Annotated in this window: 13 protein-coding genes and 1 tRNA gene; 10 read left to right on the forward strand and 4 right to left on the reverse strand. The window is 60.5% G+C overall.

The window, feature by feature from the left end:
* Nucleotides 1-26 precede the first annotated feature (26 nt).
* From HALLA_RS05915 to HALLA_RS05935, 5 genes are all read left to right on the forward strand, one after another.
* Nucleotides 27-767 carry a metal ABC transporter ATP-binding protein gene (locus HALLA_RS05915; protein WP_049952518.1) on the forward strand — a complete coding sequence of 247 codons (741 nt, stop codon included), beginning with the start codon at nucleotides 27-29 and terminating at the stop codon, nucleotides 765-767.
* Entirely contained in the window at nucleotides 767-1,774 is a 1,008-nt protein-coding gene (locus tag HALLA_RS05920; RefSeq protein ID WP_049952519.1) for a metal ABC transporter permease, read from the forward strand. Before HALLA_RS05915 ends, HALLA_RS05920 begins: the two co-directional genes overlap by 1 nt.
* Before the next feature lie 65 nt (nucleotides 1,775-1,839).
* Nucleotides 1,840-3,936 carry an acetate--CoA ligase family protein gene (locus HALLA_RS05925; RefSeq protein WP_049952520.1) on the forward strand — a complete coding sequence of 699 codons (2,097 nt, stop codon included), beginning with the start codon at nucleotides 1,840-1,842 and terminating at the stop codon, nucleotides 3,934-3,936.
* The gene (locus tag HALLA_RS05930) at nucleotides 3,933-5,063 is read left to right on the forward strand and encodes a phosphotransacetylase family protein (protein WP_049952521.1); all 1,131 of its coding nucleotides are present in this window, start codon (nucleotides 3,933-3,935) and stop codon (nucleotides 5,061-5,063) included. The genes HALLA_RS05925 and HALLA_RS05930 overlap by 4 nt, the downstream gene beginning before the upstream one ends.
* A 323-nt stretch (nucleotides 5,064-5,386) precedes the next feature.
* Nucleotides 5,387-5,680, forward strand: coding sequence for a PRC-barrel domain-containing protein (locus HALLA_RS05935; protein WP_049952522.1), 294 nt, complete (start codon nucleotides 5,387-5,389; stop codon nucleotides 5,678-5,680).
* Between the two features lie 16 nt (nucleotides 5,681-5,696).
* On the opposite strand, the gene HALLA_RS05940 is transcribed toward HALLA_RS05935, so the two are convergent.
* Nucleotides 5,697-7,145: a DHH family phosphoesterase gene (locus HALLA_RS05940; RefSeq protein WP_049952523.1), complete on the reverse strand. Its 1,449-nt coding sequence runs from the start codon at nucleotides 7,143-7,145 to the stop codon at nucleotides 5,697-5,699.
* Between the two features lie 158 nt (nucleotides 7,146-7,303).
* On the opposite strand from HALLA_RS05940, the gene HALLA_RS05945 reads away from it, so the two are divergent.
* Nucleotides 7,304-7,377: transfer RNA gene (locus HALLA_RS05945), tRNA-Lys, on the forward strand.
* 597 nt (nucleotides 7,378-7,974) lie between these two features.
* Here the strand turns inward: HALLA_RS05945 and HALLA_RS05955 are convergent.
* The 3 genes from HALLA_RS05955 to HALLA_RS05965 all read right to left on the reverse strand — a co-directional run bounded on the left by HALLA_RS05955 (nucleotide 7,975) and on the right by HALLA_RS05965 (nucleotide 10,758).
* Nucleotides 7,975-8,652, reverse strand: coding sequence for an HAD family hydrolase (locus HALLA_RS05955; protein WP_049952525.1), 678 nt, complete (start codon nucleotides 8,650-8,652; stop codon nucleotides 7,975-7,977).
* A gap of 175 nt (nucleotides 8,653-8,827) precedes the next feature.
* Nucleotides 8,828-9,883 carry a hypothetical protein gene (locus HALLA_RS05960; RefSeq protein ID WP_049952526.1) on the reverse strand — a complete coding sequence of 352 codons (1,056 nt, stop codon included), beginning with the start codon at nucleotides 9,881-9,883 and terminating at the stop codon, nucleotides 8,828-8,830.
* Nucleotides 9,880-10,758 (reverse strand): S49 family peptidase, encoded by an 879-nt coding sequence (locus HALLA_RS05965; RefSeq protein WP_242406195.1) that lies wholly within the window; start codon nucleotides 10,756-10,758, stop codon nucleotides 9,880-9,882. The genes HALLA_RS05960 and HALLA_RS05965 overlap by 4 nt, the downstream gene beginning before the upstream one ends.
* A gap of 261 nt (nucleotides 10,759-11,019) precedes the next feature.
* Here HALLA_RS05965 and HALLA_RS05970 point away from each other — a divergent pair, with 261 nt between their 5' ends.
* The 4 genes from HALLA_RS05970 to HALLA_RS05985 all read left to right on the forward strand — a co-directional run bounded on the left by HALLA_RS05970 (nucleotide 11,020) and on the right by HALLA_RS05985 (nucleotide 13,690).
* On the forward strand, nucleotides 11,020-11,688 hold the full coding sequence (locus HALLA_RS05970; protein ID WP_049952528.1) for a helix-turn-helix domain-containing protein: 669 nt from the start codon (nucleotides 11,020-11,022) through the stop codon (nucleotides 11,686-11,688).
* A 90-nt stretch (nucleotides 11,689-11,778) separates the two neighbouring features.
* Nucleotides 11,779-12,228: a hypothetical protein gene (locus tag HALLA_RS05975; RefSeq protein WP_049952529.1), complete on the forward strand. Its 450-nt coding sequence runs from the start codon at nucleotides 11,779-11,781 to the stop codon at nucleotides 12,226-12,228.
* 166 nt (nucleotides 12,229-12,394) lie between these two features.
* Entirely contained in the window at nucleotides 12,395-12,991 is a 597-nt protein-coding gene (locus HALLA_RS05980) for an HD domain-containing protein (RefSeq protein ID WP_049952530.1), read from the forward strand.
* A 144-nt stretch (nucleotides 12,992-13,135) separates the two neighbouring features.
* On the forward strand, nucleotides 13,136-13,690 hold the full coding sequence (locus tag HALLA_RS05985; RefSeq protein ID WP_049952531.1) for an NUDIX hydrolase: 555 nt from the start codon (nucleotides 13,136-13,138) through the stop codon (nucleotides 13,688-13,690).
* Nucleotides 13,691-13,716: the final 26 nt, after the last annotated feature.

Raw genomic sequence — 13,716 nt, forward strand, 5'->3', positions numbered from 1 at the left:
GCGTCCGAGAAAGGAGTGAGCGTACTGTGAATCCTGTCGTCGATATCGAGAACGTCACGTTCGCCTACGGGGACAGCGTCGCGGTTCGAGACGTGTCACTCACGATTTCGGAAGGGGACTTTCTCGGACTCATCGGGCCGAACGGGTCCGGAAAGACGACGCTGTTGCACCTCATGCTCGGACTGTACGCCCCCGATTCGGGATCGATCGAACTGTTTGGCGAACCGGTTTCCGAATTCGACCGCGGCGAACGGATCGGCTACGTCTCCCAGCAGGCGACCAGCCGCGGGGGAACGATGCCAGTGACCGTCCGCGAGGTCGTGACGATGGGGCGGTTCCCACACGCCGGTCACGCCAGGCTAACCGAGAGGGATCGCGAAATCGTCGACGACGCCATGGAAACGGTCGGGATCACGGACCTGGCCGACCAGCGGGCCAACCAACTCTCGGGCGGACAGCGCCAGCGGGCGTTCATCGCTCGAGCGCTCGCCTCGGAGGCTGACCTGCTCGCGCTCGACGAACCAACGGTCGGCGTCGACGCCGAATCTCGAGACGAGTTCTATCGCCTGCTCGAGTCCTTGAACGAGTCGGGGATCACGATCGTGTTGATCGAACACGACATCGGCGTCGTCACGGACCGGGCGGATCACATCGCCTGTATCAACCAGGAGTTATACCATCACGGAGATACCGAATCGTTCGTCGAAAGCGACGCCCTGACCGAGGCGTACGGCACATCCGGACAGGTCGTCCACCACCATCACTGATGAATCTGAGACGTACCGCTGAGTTCGTCGGAATCGGAGCGACTGGGATGTTGGCAGTTCTCATGCTCGCGTTCGTCGGCCTCGAGTGGCTCCGTGGCTACGGAATCGCGGGCGGTCTGTACGACCAGTTTATCTTCTTCGGAATGTGGATGGACGTCTACCTGGGAACGAACGTCTTCAGTCACGGGTTCATGTGGCGGTCGATCGCGACGGCGGTCTTCATCGGAATCGTCGCGCCGCTGGTCGGAACGTACCTGGTCCACCGGGAGATGGCGCTCATCGGAGAAACGCTCGCGCACACGGCCTTTGCCGGCGTCGCCTTCGGCCTGTTGTTCAGCGCAACGACCGGCTGGGACGGCTCGTTGCTGACCGTCGCCCTCGTCGTCGGCGTGCTCGGCGCGCTCGGGGTCCAGTGGCTCACGGCACGGACGAACACCTACGGGGACGTACCCATCGCAATCATGCTTACCGGGAGTTTCGCCGTCGGTACGCTCCTGATTAGCTACGGACGTGGTCTCTCCGGCGTAAATATCGAGGAGTACCTGTTCGGAAGCGCCTCCTACGTGACGACCGGCGGCTCACAGCTGATGGCGGTGTTGAGCCTCCTCATCGTGAGCGTCGTCGCGCTGACGTACAAACAACTGCTGTTTATCACCTTCGACGAACAGGCCGCCCGCGTCGCCCGGCTCAACGTCACCTGGTACAACACCCTCCTGATCGTAATGACCGCCGTCGTGGTCGTCGGCGCCATGCAAATTCTCGGGGTCATCCTCGTCGCCGCGATGTTGGTCATCCCCGTTGCAGCCGCCTCGCAGGTCGCACACAGTTTCAAAGAGACGCTTATCCTCTCCGTCCTGTTCGGACAGCTTTCGGTCCTCGGCGGCTACGCCATCGCCATCAATCAGGGTCTCCCGCCGGGCGGATCGATCGTCGTCGCCGCGATCGTCATCTACCTCGTCGCTATTTTCGGCTCGAGCCGGTCGGTCTCGGCGCTTTCGACGCACTAACCGGACTTCCGTCGACCCGGGAACGTCGAACACGTTTAACACACTGCTCGTGAAACGGTGTCGTGATGGGAAGGCTATCCGAGCTGTTCGAACCCGAGACCGTCGCCGTCATCGGCGCGACCGACCGCAAGGGTGCGGTCGGTCGGGCGATCCTCGAGAACCTCTCGAGCGGCTTCGCGGGCGAGGTCGTCCCGATAAATCCGAACCGCGAGACCGTTCTCGGATACGAGTGCTATCCGGACGTGGAGAGCGCCCCCTCGGTCGATCTTGCGGTCGTCATCGTCCCGCCGCCGGTCGTGCTCCAGACGCTTCGAGAGATCGGCGAATCGGGAACCGAACACGTCGTCGTCATCACGGCTGGCTTCGGAGAAACCGGTGGCGAAGGCGCAGAACGCGAGCGTGAACTCCGTGAAATCGCCGAAGAGTACGACCTCAACGTCGTCGGTCCGAACAGTCTGGGGATCATGTCGACGCCCGTCGGGATGAACGCGACGTTCGGGCCGGAGCACGCGCTCGAGGGATCGATATCCTTCATGAGCCAGTCGGGGGCGTTCATCACCGCGGTCCTCGACTGGGCGAACGACCAGCAGATCGGCTTCCGCGACGTCGTCTCGCTGGGGAACAAGTCCGTGCTCGAGGAGACGGACTTCGTCCGGGAGTGGGGCGACGATTCCGAGACGGACGTCATCATCGGCTATCTCGAGGATATCGAGGCGGGAGACGAGTTCATCCGCGTCGCCCGTTCGGTCACCGACGAAACGCCGATCGTCCTCGTCAAATCCGGCCGGACCGACGCGGGGGCCCACGCGGCCTCCTCGCACACTGGCGCTATCGCCGGGAGCGAACGGGCGTACGAAACGGGCCTCCAACAGGCCGGTGTGTTGCGCGCACAGTCCGTTCAAGAACTGTTCGATTACGCTCGTGCGCTTTCGGGGCTTCCGGCCCCCGAGTCCGGCGACGTGGCCGTGGTGACGAACGCGGGCGGCCCCGGCGTTTTGACGACGGACGCGGTGGGTGACTCGACGCTCGAGATGGCGTCGCTTACCGAGGAGACCGTCGCGGCGTTATCCGAGTCGATGCCAGACGAGGCCAACGTCTATAATCCGATCGACATCATCGGCGATGCGGACGTCGACCGGTTCGGCGAGGCCCTCGACACCGCCCTGTCCGACCCGAACGTCGGGAGCGCAGTCGTCGTGAGCGCGCCGACGGCCGTTCTGACCTACGACGACCTCGCAGAGGTCGTAATCGAAACGCGCGAACGACACGGTAAGCCCGTCGTCACCTCGATGATGGGCGGGAAGCGAGCGAGAGCCGCAGAGGAGGCGCTTCGCGAGTCCGGCATTCCGAACTACTTCGATCCGGCGCGAGCGGTCTCGGGACTCGACGCCCTCGCTCGTTACCGTGACGTTCGCGAGCGCACGCGCGATGAACCGGAGGCGTTCGACGTCGACCGCGAGCGTGCCCGTAAAATTCTCGAGCGCGCGAAATCGCGTCCGGGAAACCAACTCGGCATCGAATCGATGGATCTGCTCGAGGCGTACGGGGTACCAACCCCGAACGGATCGGTCGTCGACGATCCGGCGGACGCGCGGGAACTCGCAGAATCGATCGACGGGGATGTCGTCATGAAAATCGCGAGTCCGGAGATCGCACACAAATCGGATATCGGCGGAGTCAAGGTCGGCGTTCCAGACGCCGAAGTGTACGACGCCTACGAGGATCTGATCGCGCGAGCGCGCAACTACCAGCCCGACGCAGGGATTCTCGGCGTCCAGGTACAGGAGATGCTCGATCTGGACGACTCGACCGAAACCATCCTCGGCGTGAATCGCGACCCGCAGTTCGGACCGTTACTGCTGTTTGGACTCGGCGGCATCTTCGTCGAAATCCTCGAGGATACGTCGGTCCGGGTCGCGCCGATCGGAGAGAGCGAAGCGCGGGATATGATCGATGACGTGAAGGCGTCACCGCTTCTGGCCGGGGCTCGCGGCCGCGAGCCCGCGAACACCGACGCGGTCGTAGAAGCGATCCAACGCCTGTCCCAACTGGTCACCGACTTCCCGGCGATCCTCGAACTCGATATCAATCCGCTCGTTGCGGGCCCGACCAACGCACAGGCGATCGACCTCGTCGTCACCGTGGACACGGAGAAACTATGACTGACACAGACACCACCCCAGCTAGCGACTCGACCAACCGAACCGACACCGAGACGGTGCTCATCAGTTCGCTCGAGGCGAGCACCGGAAAGACCGCGATCGCGATCGCGCTCGCCCGACTCTCACGCGAGAGTGACGATTCGGACCGTGCGGTCGGATACATGAAACCGCGGGGGACGCGCCTCGAGAGCAATGTCGGGAAGACTCTCGACGAAGATCCGTTTCTCGCTCGAGAACTTCTCGGATTCGAGGCCGAAATCCACGATATGGAGCCGATCGTCTACTCGCCGACGTTCATCGAACAGGTGATTCGCGGCCGAGAAGAGCCCGACGAACTCCGTGAGCGAGTCCAGGAAGCGTACGAAACGCTCGCTTCCGAGTGCGATCGACTGTTCGTCGAAGGCGGCGGCAATCTCGATGTTGGGGGCATCATCGATCTCACGGATGCAGACGTCGCGGACTTACTCGACGCTCGCGTTCTCCTCGTCGCCACCTACGAGTCACCCGGCGACCTCGACCGCATCACGACCGCGGCGAGAACGTTCGGTGATCGCCTCGCGGGGGTCGTTTTCAACAACGTTTCCGAGGCGGCCTACGACGAACTCGAGACGGATGTCGTGCCGTTTCTCGATGGACGGGGAATCTCGACGTACGGAATCCTTCCGAGAGAGCAGACGCTCGCGGGAGTCACCGTCGAGGAACTCGCCGACGAACTCGGCGCAACGACGCTCGTCGGGGACGACTCCGACTCGTACGTAGAGCGATTCACCGTCGGTGCGATGGGTGCAGAAAGCGCACTGTCGCACTTTCGCCGGACGAAAAACGCCGCCGTCATCACGGGCGGTGATCGGTCCGAGATCCACACCGCGGCTCTCGAGGCGCCGGGGGTTCGCTGTCTCGTCCTGACCGGCGGGCATCGTCCGCCGGGTGCCATTCTCGGTCAGGCGACCGAGCAAGGGTTGCCGGTACTATCGGTCCAGACGGACACGCTCACCACCGTCGAGCGCGCCGAAGATATCGTTCAGAGCGGGCGGACTCGAAGCCGACAGACCGTCGAAGAGATGGAATCGTTGCTCACAGAATACGCGGACGTCGATCGAATACTCGAGACAGCATTCGCTGACTGACTCGGGTCTGCGGTCGTAAAATCGTTGGTCGGCCGGGCAAACCGACCTGGTCCGGGTGGCCGAATGTCAGAGGCACCCCGGCACGGATCTCTACGCTGCCCATGCCCATATCCTCATTCGATGCGGTACCGACCGCAGTGTCGTCTCCAGTATTTATTCCTTGTGGTTGTTTATAAGCAAATACATAGAACGTCGGTTCCCGCTGTCGATTCCCGAAGATTTCACAGAAGGGCGTTCCGGTCGTGATATCTGTCCTAGTAGCTGTCTCGAGCGCCTCGCCCGTCTGACTAACAATTAAGAGTGTGCCATACAAGAATGGAATTATGGACGATACACAGCAGGAAATAACCTCCCTCGTGGGTCGTGAAGTTTATTCGAACAATGGTGTTTTCGTGGGGGAAGTCGAGGACCTCCGTTTGAACGTCGACGGACAGACCGTAACCGGACTCGCGCTGGGCAGTCTCAACACGGAGCTATTCGAAGCCGAGGCACGAAGCGCAAGCGGCGTTATCGTTCCCTACCGGTGGGTCCGGGCCGCAGGAGACGTTATCCTCATCAACGACGTCGTCGAACGCGTCCGCAACGCCGACGAGGACGAAGAAGAACTGATCGCGTAGGTTTCGTTCGACCGCGTTAGTTACCGTTCGACCCTTCTCCGCCTTCGACTCCCATCGCATCGAACAGCGTCCGTTTGACCGCTTCTTCGGTTAACTCGAGGAACGTATCCCTCGTTTCTGCCGAAATTTCGATCCCGGTGAAGATGCCGAGCGGAATCTCTGCGCTGGCCTGGGTCGAGTGACCCGCCGTCTCGCCGATTTCTCCGTAGGCGTCGTCGAGAATCTTGCCGATGTTGATCCGAATATCTTTCGACCGCGCCGACAGGAAGATGGTTTCTTCGGCAATACCGAAAACGGCGGTGGTGGTCACACCCTCGAGATTAAGCAGGTGACTCGCGGCCTGCGTGAGCGCCTCGCGGTCGCGGACGATCCCGGCGTTCGAGACGAGGTGACTCCCCTGAACGTCGCGGTTTGCGATCGCCTCTGCGAGCACATCCAGCGTCTCCGGCGACATCGACGGCGATTCGACCTGTTCTAAGGTGTCGTGGTCTGCAAACGGGTAGAGATACGCGGCTGCCGTAAGATCCGCTGGGGTCGTATCGCGTTTGAAATCCAGCGTCTCGGCTCGGATACCATATAGCAACGCGGTCGCGACTTCCTCGGAGACGTTGACGTCGAACTCCTGGATGTACTTCGTCATGATCGTCGACGTCGAGGACATGTTCGGGCGAATGTCGACGAACTCGGGTTCGTATTCCGCTTCCGGCTCGTGGTGGTCGATTACGATGTCGACGTCGAGGTCGATCTCAGTCGAAGTCGAGTGATCCACCAGCGCGACCGTATCGTGGCCCGAAAGATCCTCGAGTTCGTCCCATTGAACCAAGTCGATCCCGAGTAAGTTCACGAACGCCCTGTTCTCCTGGTGGCCCATGTCGCCGAGGTAGACGATATCCGACTCGACCCCCAGGTGGGACGCGATCGCTTGCAACGCCGCCGCGCTCGCGATCGAGTCCGGGTCCGGACTCTCCTGTGTGACGATCGCCAATCGCTCGGTCGTTTTCTCTAACAGTTGGGCGAGTTTCCCGGCATTGTACTCGAGCTCGCCGGACTCGAGTGCTCGGAGCGCCGAATCCGCGATGACTGCCGACGGGTTGATGACGATATCGGCACCGAGTTCGGAGAGCTCATCGCCGGAGACGGGATCGCTCGCTCGGGCGACGACGAACTGGGTACTGTCCGTGTTTCGAATGTGTTCGACGGCGCGTTTGTTCGCCTCGACGTTCGAGGCGAGGATCAACACGACATCGCGTTCGGCGACGAGTTCGGCGGCCTCGGGTTCGCGGATGTCCGCCGTTCGTGCATCGAGGTCTTGATCTCGGAGCGACTCGACGCGATTCTCATCGCGGTCGATGATGAGAACGTCTTTGCCTTGCTCGACGAGTTCCTCCGCGACGGCGTAGCCAACGCTCCCGCAGCCGAGAATCGCGTAGTCAGAAATCGACGAGATCGTAACCCCCATACTCATGTGAACGTGATGTAGGTCTCACAGCACTTAACGCTCCCGAAGATTGGTACGTTCCGTGAACGGTGATTGCGATCGGAACCCCAGATGCGTGCGCACCGATCCCACGACGGGTCCCAAGGGAAACGTATTTCAACGCGTATCCGAAAATTCCGGGTACAGGGCCGGTAGCTCAGTTAGGCAGAGCGTCTGACTCTTAATCAGACGGTCGCGTGTTCAAATCGCGCCCGGCCCGCTTTTGCTCCGAGAAATCACTCGAGGAGCAAAGCGGCTAGCGCGATTTGAATGCAGGGAGGTCGCGCGCAGCGAGAGCGCGGTCGCGATGCGACCGCGGTTGCGAACGGCGAAGCCGTGAGCGAGCACGTCCGACCGTGTGTTCAAATCGCGCCCGGCCCGCTTCTCACCGCGAGCAAATCCGCGAGCGGTGCGTCTCGAAACCGGCGCGATTTGAAGTAGACCAGAAAGGCGCAGCGAAGCGAGCATTTTTGGGCGTAGTTCACAATCGCGCCCGGCCCGTATTCTAACGACGAACAAGCCCGAGAGCCACCGCTTTCTCAGAGTTTACGACCACCCCCAGCCACGTTCCAGTGGTCAAAGTTTAACTACGCCTGCTCGCAGGGCCGCCAGTACACTTTCCCGCTCGCGATTTTCTTCGACTCGAGGTCACACATAAAAGTCAGATCCTCGAGTTTGTTCCGAGCCGTATTCCGATGACAACTCAGTAGATCAGAAATTTCGGGAGCATCAAACGGTTCACATCGGTCCTCGGCCTCGAGAAAGATTTGGAGAACATCGTCCGTTGAGGTCCTCGGTTTTCGCCCGCCAGACATCGTTATCGTCCCGTCTCTGAATGATCAACGATATCGGCCAACTCGAGCAGATCCGAAACCTCGTACGTCGGCGTGACGGAGAGATCGACGGAACGGCAGTGGTTGCGGCGAACGAAAACCGAGTCCATTCCTGCTCGATGTGCCGCGATCACGTCGCTTTCGCTGTCGCCGACGTAGAGCGCCGAGTCGGCCTCGAGGTCGTCCAATGCCTTTTCGAGGTAGTAGGTGTTCGGCTTTTTCAACTCGAGGCTCTCGATCGTTTTCTCGCGGCCGTAGTAGGTCTCGAACAACGAATGAAGGTCGAAGTACTCCAAGACGAATTCGATCGTGCTGTGGTGGTTATTGCTGACGACACCACACCGCTGTCGAAGATCAGAAATCACGGTGACGTCCTCGTATCGGGTTCTGGCCCCGTCGCGAAACGTCTCGAACTGGGATTCCTCGTCGAGGCGTTCCCGGGCTTCCCAGAACCGTTCCGGCTCGAGATCGTGCGTAGAACAGATTTCGTACAGATCCTCGAGCGTGACGCCCTCGACGATAGCGTCGACGTGATGGGCTTCGACGTTGGCCGCACCGACCGACCGAAGCGCATCGCGAGTCGCACCGGCCTGGGTTTCGCTGGCAGGTGGTTCGACGAGGATTCCATCGCTGTCGAAGAGGACCGTATCGTACGTTGTCACGTTCAGCGATACTCCAGAGGACCAATTGATCGTTTCGATTAGTGAGCTCTTGGCACCGAACTGCAATTTCACCGACCCAGTCGTGACTATTGAACTCTGGTGTATGGACAGATTGTTCCTCGAGACTCTGCATACAAGCGCTCAAAAATCGGTGAATAGGTGTCCTTCGAGACCGTTACTCCGATTCGGTCGTGTTCATCTCCGGGATATCCTCAGCGTCGCCTATCGGCTCCTGTGATTGCCCACCATCTGTCGGTGGTTGCTGCCCTGCAGGCGATTCGTTGTCGGCACCCGGGAGGCTCGTCTCGTCGACCGATCCCGTCACGAGGAAGTCGGCCACGTTTCCGATGAGTTCGTTGTTGTCCGCGCGGTAGGCGTTTTCGGGCTCGAGGAAACTCGAGTCGCCGATCATTGCGACGTTGCCGTCGACAGCCCCAACGCCGTAGGTCCCGTCTTCGCGGCTGGTCGACATGGTCGCGTCCGTCTCGAGGACAGTGTCACTGTCACTCGCACCGACCGAGGAAGCACTTCGGAAGACGACCTGTTCGACGCCGTCTGTCAGGTCCGAACTTCCGGTCGGTTCGGCGTAGATGCTGAGATAGTTGTTGTCGTTTTCCGTGAGATTGTAGAGGTAGCCGGCCTCCGTGTACAGCCCGTTAGAATCGCCGAGTTCGGCGGCGGTATCCGAGCTCCCTGGGTTTGCGGTCATCACGAACCGACCGCCGGCATCGGTAAAGGACGTGATCGTCTCCTGGTCTTGCTCGGTGAACGAGACGGAGCCAGGCGCGACGAATGCGTCCGCGTCACTCAGCGTTTGTGCGAGCGGACCGTCGTTCATCGCTCCCGAGTAGAATTCGACCTCGTGACCGTTTTCGACGAGCGTCGTGACCAGCGGCGTCACGCCTCGTTCGGTACCGCCGAGCGACCCAGTCGAGAGTTCAGGGCCGTCACTGACGTCCTGAATCGGCAACTGACCGAGCGATGTCTGGCCGCCGGTCGTCGCGCCGGTGTAGATCACGACGGTGTTTGACTGTTCTTCGCTATCCATCGTGATTTCGCCGCCGTCCGGCGTCTCGTCGGGGAGTGCGTGATCGGGCTGGAAATGACTTTGATCGACTTCTGCCGGTTCGGGTGTTCGATCGTCGACGACGACCGTCCCGGCTGCGACGAGTCCGATCGTCAGTACGAATCCGAGAACGAACGTGGCGATGAGCGTTCGACCGGTACTCATTGCTGGTCACCTCCGACTGTCGCGCCAGCGTCAGAATCCGGCAGTTGCGGTGCGACCTCGTGGTGCCAGACCTCCGGTGCGATCAGTTGTGGTTGGTACGGGTTGATGCTCGAGCCACCCGAATCTTCGATCGCTACCTCGCCATTTTCGGTCGCTTCGAGACCCAGAATTCCGATATCGCTCGATTCGCTTCGGTTGAACTCGAGGTCGTAGGAGTCGACGCCGGCCGAATCGGCCGCGTGGTGGATCGCATCGTCGAGCGTGCCGATCTGGTCGGCGTACCCGTTGTCGACCGCTTCGGTACCGTAGTAAGTTCGTGCGTGTGCGACCTCCTCGCGGGAGAGGTCGATCTTATCGCCGCGTTGTTCCATCACGCTGTCGATGAACATCTCTTGGATCAGTTCGGTTCCCGCCCGGTCATCGTCGGGATGGAGCGATCCCTTGTCCGGCGCAGTCTGTCCCTCGCTCGGTCCGGTCGGTGCCGGTGCCGGGCCGGTCACACCGACGCTGCCGACGGACGAAGACGGTGAAACGTAAATTTCATCTGCAGGCAACATCGCGTAGTAGGCGCCCGACGCGCCAATCGAGTCGACGTATGCGGTTACCGGCATCTCCTTGGTCGTCCGCTCGACGGCCGTGTACATCCGTTCGCTCGAGGCCGGTTGACCGCCGCCGCTGTCGACCTCGAGAACGACTGCCTCGACGGAGTCGTTGTGGCGTGCGTCTCGGAGTTCGTCTTCGAACTGCTGGGACGTACTCGAGTCGATCATGCCGTTTACTTCGACGACTTTGACTGTTGCGTCTCCATCGCTTCCGAAGGCGTACACTTGTGGAGCCACAAGCGCTCCGGCGGCAATTGCGAGCAACGCTACCACAGCAACTTGCTGTCCTCGTGAGAGCCTATTGAATGGCCATAACGTCATGTGGACTGACATTCACAGATACGGTACATAACTCGCTGAGAGGAATTTCTGGTTCAGAAAACGCGGTGGAAAGCATTCGGAAGCGTCCCCATGTCCTTCCGAAGCGCCATTGTCGTAGGGAGTCTTGGCTTACCAGTAAAAGACAGTGTCAGGACAAGCAGTACTAATATGTTTGGAACTGAGATTATTACGCTCTCGGCGCTACGTGAATTCATGGTTTCGATTGTAGACATCGAACTGGCCGCGTCCGAAACCGGCCTCGGCGATGTCTTCGACGCTATTCCAAGCCTGTCCTGCGAAATGGAACAGGTGATCGCCTCGAGAAATCGAACGCTGTGGCTTTCGGGAGCGGACCTACCAGATCTCGAGTCGGCGCTAGCCGCATCATCGACAGTGGATCGGTACACGAAGATCGGCGGCGGTGACGATCGATGGTTGTTCGATCTCGAGTTCGATCCCGATATCGTCGACGTGTTCGAGATCGTTCGCTCGGAAGACGGGACCGTCCTCTCTGCGACGGCTGACAGCGGTGTCTGGCGGCTCAGTGTTCGATTTCTCGAGCGTGAAGCCGTAGGCACGTTCTACGAACGGCTTCGATCGACCGGCATCACGCCGGAAATCGTTCGATTGTATGATCCGACGACGGAGTTACACGCCCAGTATGGACTGACGAGCCAGCAGTACCGAACCCTTCTCGCCGCCATCGATCGCGGCTACTTCGAAATTCCTCGCAAAATCACGATGAAGGAGTTATCCGACGAACTAAGCGTTTCCCATCAGGCGCTGTCCGAACAGCTCCGGCGAGCGTATCGAGCGCTCATAGTAGCTGAGTTCGAGCAGTCCGCTACTCGATCGAAACCGAAATCGATCTCGATAAACTGATGGAATCACTCGAATGTATTACTAATTCGCTATCGGGTGACACTCGCAAGCACCACCGGCATGTGGTTGTTCCCCGTAAATATTGATGCAATGTGCGCACAATTCAACGACGACGATGTCGGAAAGAGTGTCGTCAATGCAAACGGCGACGAGGTCGGGATCGTATCGGATGTCGAGCACGGAACTGCACACGTCAAACCGGATGCAGGTATTACCGACACGATAAAGGCGAAACTCGGCTGGCAGGGCACAGACGAGGAGACGTTCCCGCTTCAGGAGGCGGCGGTCGCCAGCGTCTCCGACGACGAAATCAGGCTCGAGGGTGACCTCGGTGACGCAAGCGACACCGCCACTGGTGCGACGGCGGGTGCGGGTGCTGGCTCTGCAGCGGGGACCGATCGTGGAGACGAATCGATGCGCGAAGACGACGACGGGATACTCGATGACGACGACGGATCACGGTCCGATGATGATAGTTTGATGGGAGACGACGAGTCACGGTCTGACGACAGTAGCCTGATGGGCGACGACAAGAGATAAGCGAATAAAAGCGGGACGCGGACTGGTGACGCTGATAGCGAGACGATCTAACCGACCCCCTGCGGTTCGTCACCGCTGGCACCCGAACTCGACTGCCCGCTGCAAGTAGCTCTTTTTCCCGAGAGACTCTCGTTTTATTATGTATTAGTGGATAGTACGACCCGACATGGAATCGGACGGTCCCCTTTCAATCGCCGAAATCGAACGACGGCTGCCGACACTCGAGCTGATAGACGACGAACGAGTTCGTGACCTAACGATCCGACTCACGGCGACCGCGCCAGCGTATTTCTGGGAGCGGCCGGCGTCGACATCGAGAGCGTATAATCCCGTCTGTCAACAACCACATGGACTGTGGACACAGACGCTCATGCTCTCGACGGTAATCGATCGCCTCGCCGACTCGTACGTCGAACGAAACCTCCTCGAGGACCGCGACATCGACCTCGCCCACGCATCGGCGATTCTCCACGATCAGCGGACGTACGGCCAGCCGGAGCGAGCGTCCGAGACTTCGACCTCGGACCACGACGTGCTGATGGCGGAGCTAGTGTACGATTCTCCGCTCGACGATCGAGTCGCCGCGGCCGTCGCAAGTCACAACGGTCCGTGGTACGATGGGCCTGTGCCAGAGTCCGAACTCGAGCGGCTCGTCCACACTGCGGACATGGTCGCCTCGTCGCCTTCGATCACGGCGGGCGTTCAACGACCGATCCCAGAGGAGCTATCCGATCTCGATCTCGAGGCCGTTGACCTCCGATAGCCTCGGCAATCCGTAGCCGACCGGCAGCGGGGTCGCGCGACTTCGATCCGATGATCGAAGCGTTATTCCTCCCCGAAAGAGATTGCGCTACTATGAGTATCCCCTCCACACGTCCCGTCCCCGTGACCGATCCCCGGTGTGCCAATGGCCGTCGATGAGCTAACGCTTCGGGCAGACGAGGCCACACGCTGTGCCGAAGATGCAACGCGAAGACTCGAGGATCGGTACGAGTCGCATCTCGAGCGCCAACGAACGGAGTCCGTTTCGCGCCGCAGGTTTCGAACACTCGTCGGTCGCATTCAGCGGACGGGAGCACCCTACGGGGTTCATACGCTCGTCTCCCGGCCGACTGGCGAGATCCTGTTGGTTCGCCACGGTGGTATCGACCGGTGGGTGCTTCCGGGCGGCGGAATCGACCCGGGCGAATCGTTCCTCGAGACCGCACGTCGAGAACTCGCGGAGGAAGCAGGCATCGAGGCGTGTTACGACGGGCTTGCGATGTTGACACGTATCGACCTCCGGACGAGCGGTTACCGGATGCGCGGTATTCTCCCCGTTTTCGCGGCTCGAGCGGAGACGACGACGCCACGGATTTCGGATCCCGACGGAGAAATTTCGGCCGCCGAGTGGTTCGAGACGTTGCCCGAAGAGACGCGGGATCGAGCGGCGTTGCGCGCCTGTCGAGCCCACACGCTCTAGCTCGGGTCGACCGGAGCGGTATCGAA

This window comes from Halostagnicola larsenii XH-48, assembly GCF_000517625.1.
GTDB classification, from domain to species: Archaea; Halobacteriota; Halobacteria; order Halobacteriales; family Natrialbaceae; genus Halostagnicola; species Halostagnicola larsenii.

What these genes read in the sequence shown, in the direction of transcription:
- HALLA_RS05920 (WP_049952519.1), top strand. Translation starts at nt 767, where the DNA reads ATGAATCTGAGACGTACCGCTGAGTTCGTCGGAATCGGAGCGACTGGG.
- HALLA_RS05925 (WP_049952520.1), top strand. Translation starts at nt 1,840, where the DNA reads ATGGGAAGGCTATCCGAGCTGTTCGAACCCGAGACCGTCGCCGTCATC.
- HALLA_RS05930 (WP_049952521.1), top strand. Translation starts at nt 3,933, where the DNA reads ATGACTGACACAGACACCACCCCAGCTAGCGACTCGACCAACCGAACC.
- HALLA_RS05935 (WP_049952522.1), top strand. Translation starts at nt 5,387, where the DNA reads ATGGACGATACACAGCAGGAAATAACCTCCCTCGTGGGTCGTGAAGTT.
- HALLA_RS05940 (WP_049952523.1), bottom strand. Translation starts at nt 7,145, where the DNA reads ATGAGTATGGGGGTTACGATCTCGTCGATTTCTGACTACGCGATTCTC.
- HALLA_RS05960 (WP_049952526.1), bottom strand. Translation starts at nt 9,883, where the DNA reads ATGAGTACCGGTCGAACGCTCATCGCCACGTTCGTTCTCGGATTCGTA.
- HALLA_RS05970 (WP_049952528.1), top strand. Translation starts at nt 11,020, where the DNA reads ATGGTTTCGATTGTAGACATCGAACTGGCCGCGTCCGAAACCGGCCTC.
- HALLA_RS05975 (WP_049952529.1), top strand. Translation starts at nt 11,779, where the DNA reads ATGTGCGCACAATTCAACGACGACGATGTCGGAAAGAGTGTCGTCAAT.
- HALLA_RS05980 (WP_049952530.1), top strand. Translation starts at nt 12,395, where the DNA reads ATGGAATCGGACGGTCCCCTTTCAATCGCCGAAATCGAACGACGGCTG.
- HALLA_RS05985 (WP_049952531.1), top strand. Translation starts at nt 13,136, where the DNA reads ATGGCCGTCGATGAGCTAACGCTTCGGGCAGACGAGGCCACACGCTGT.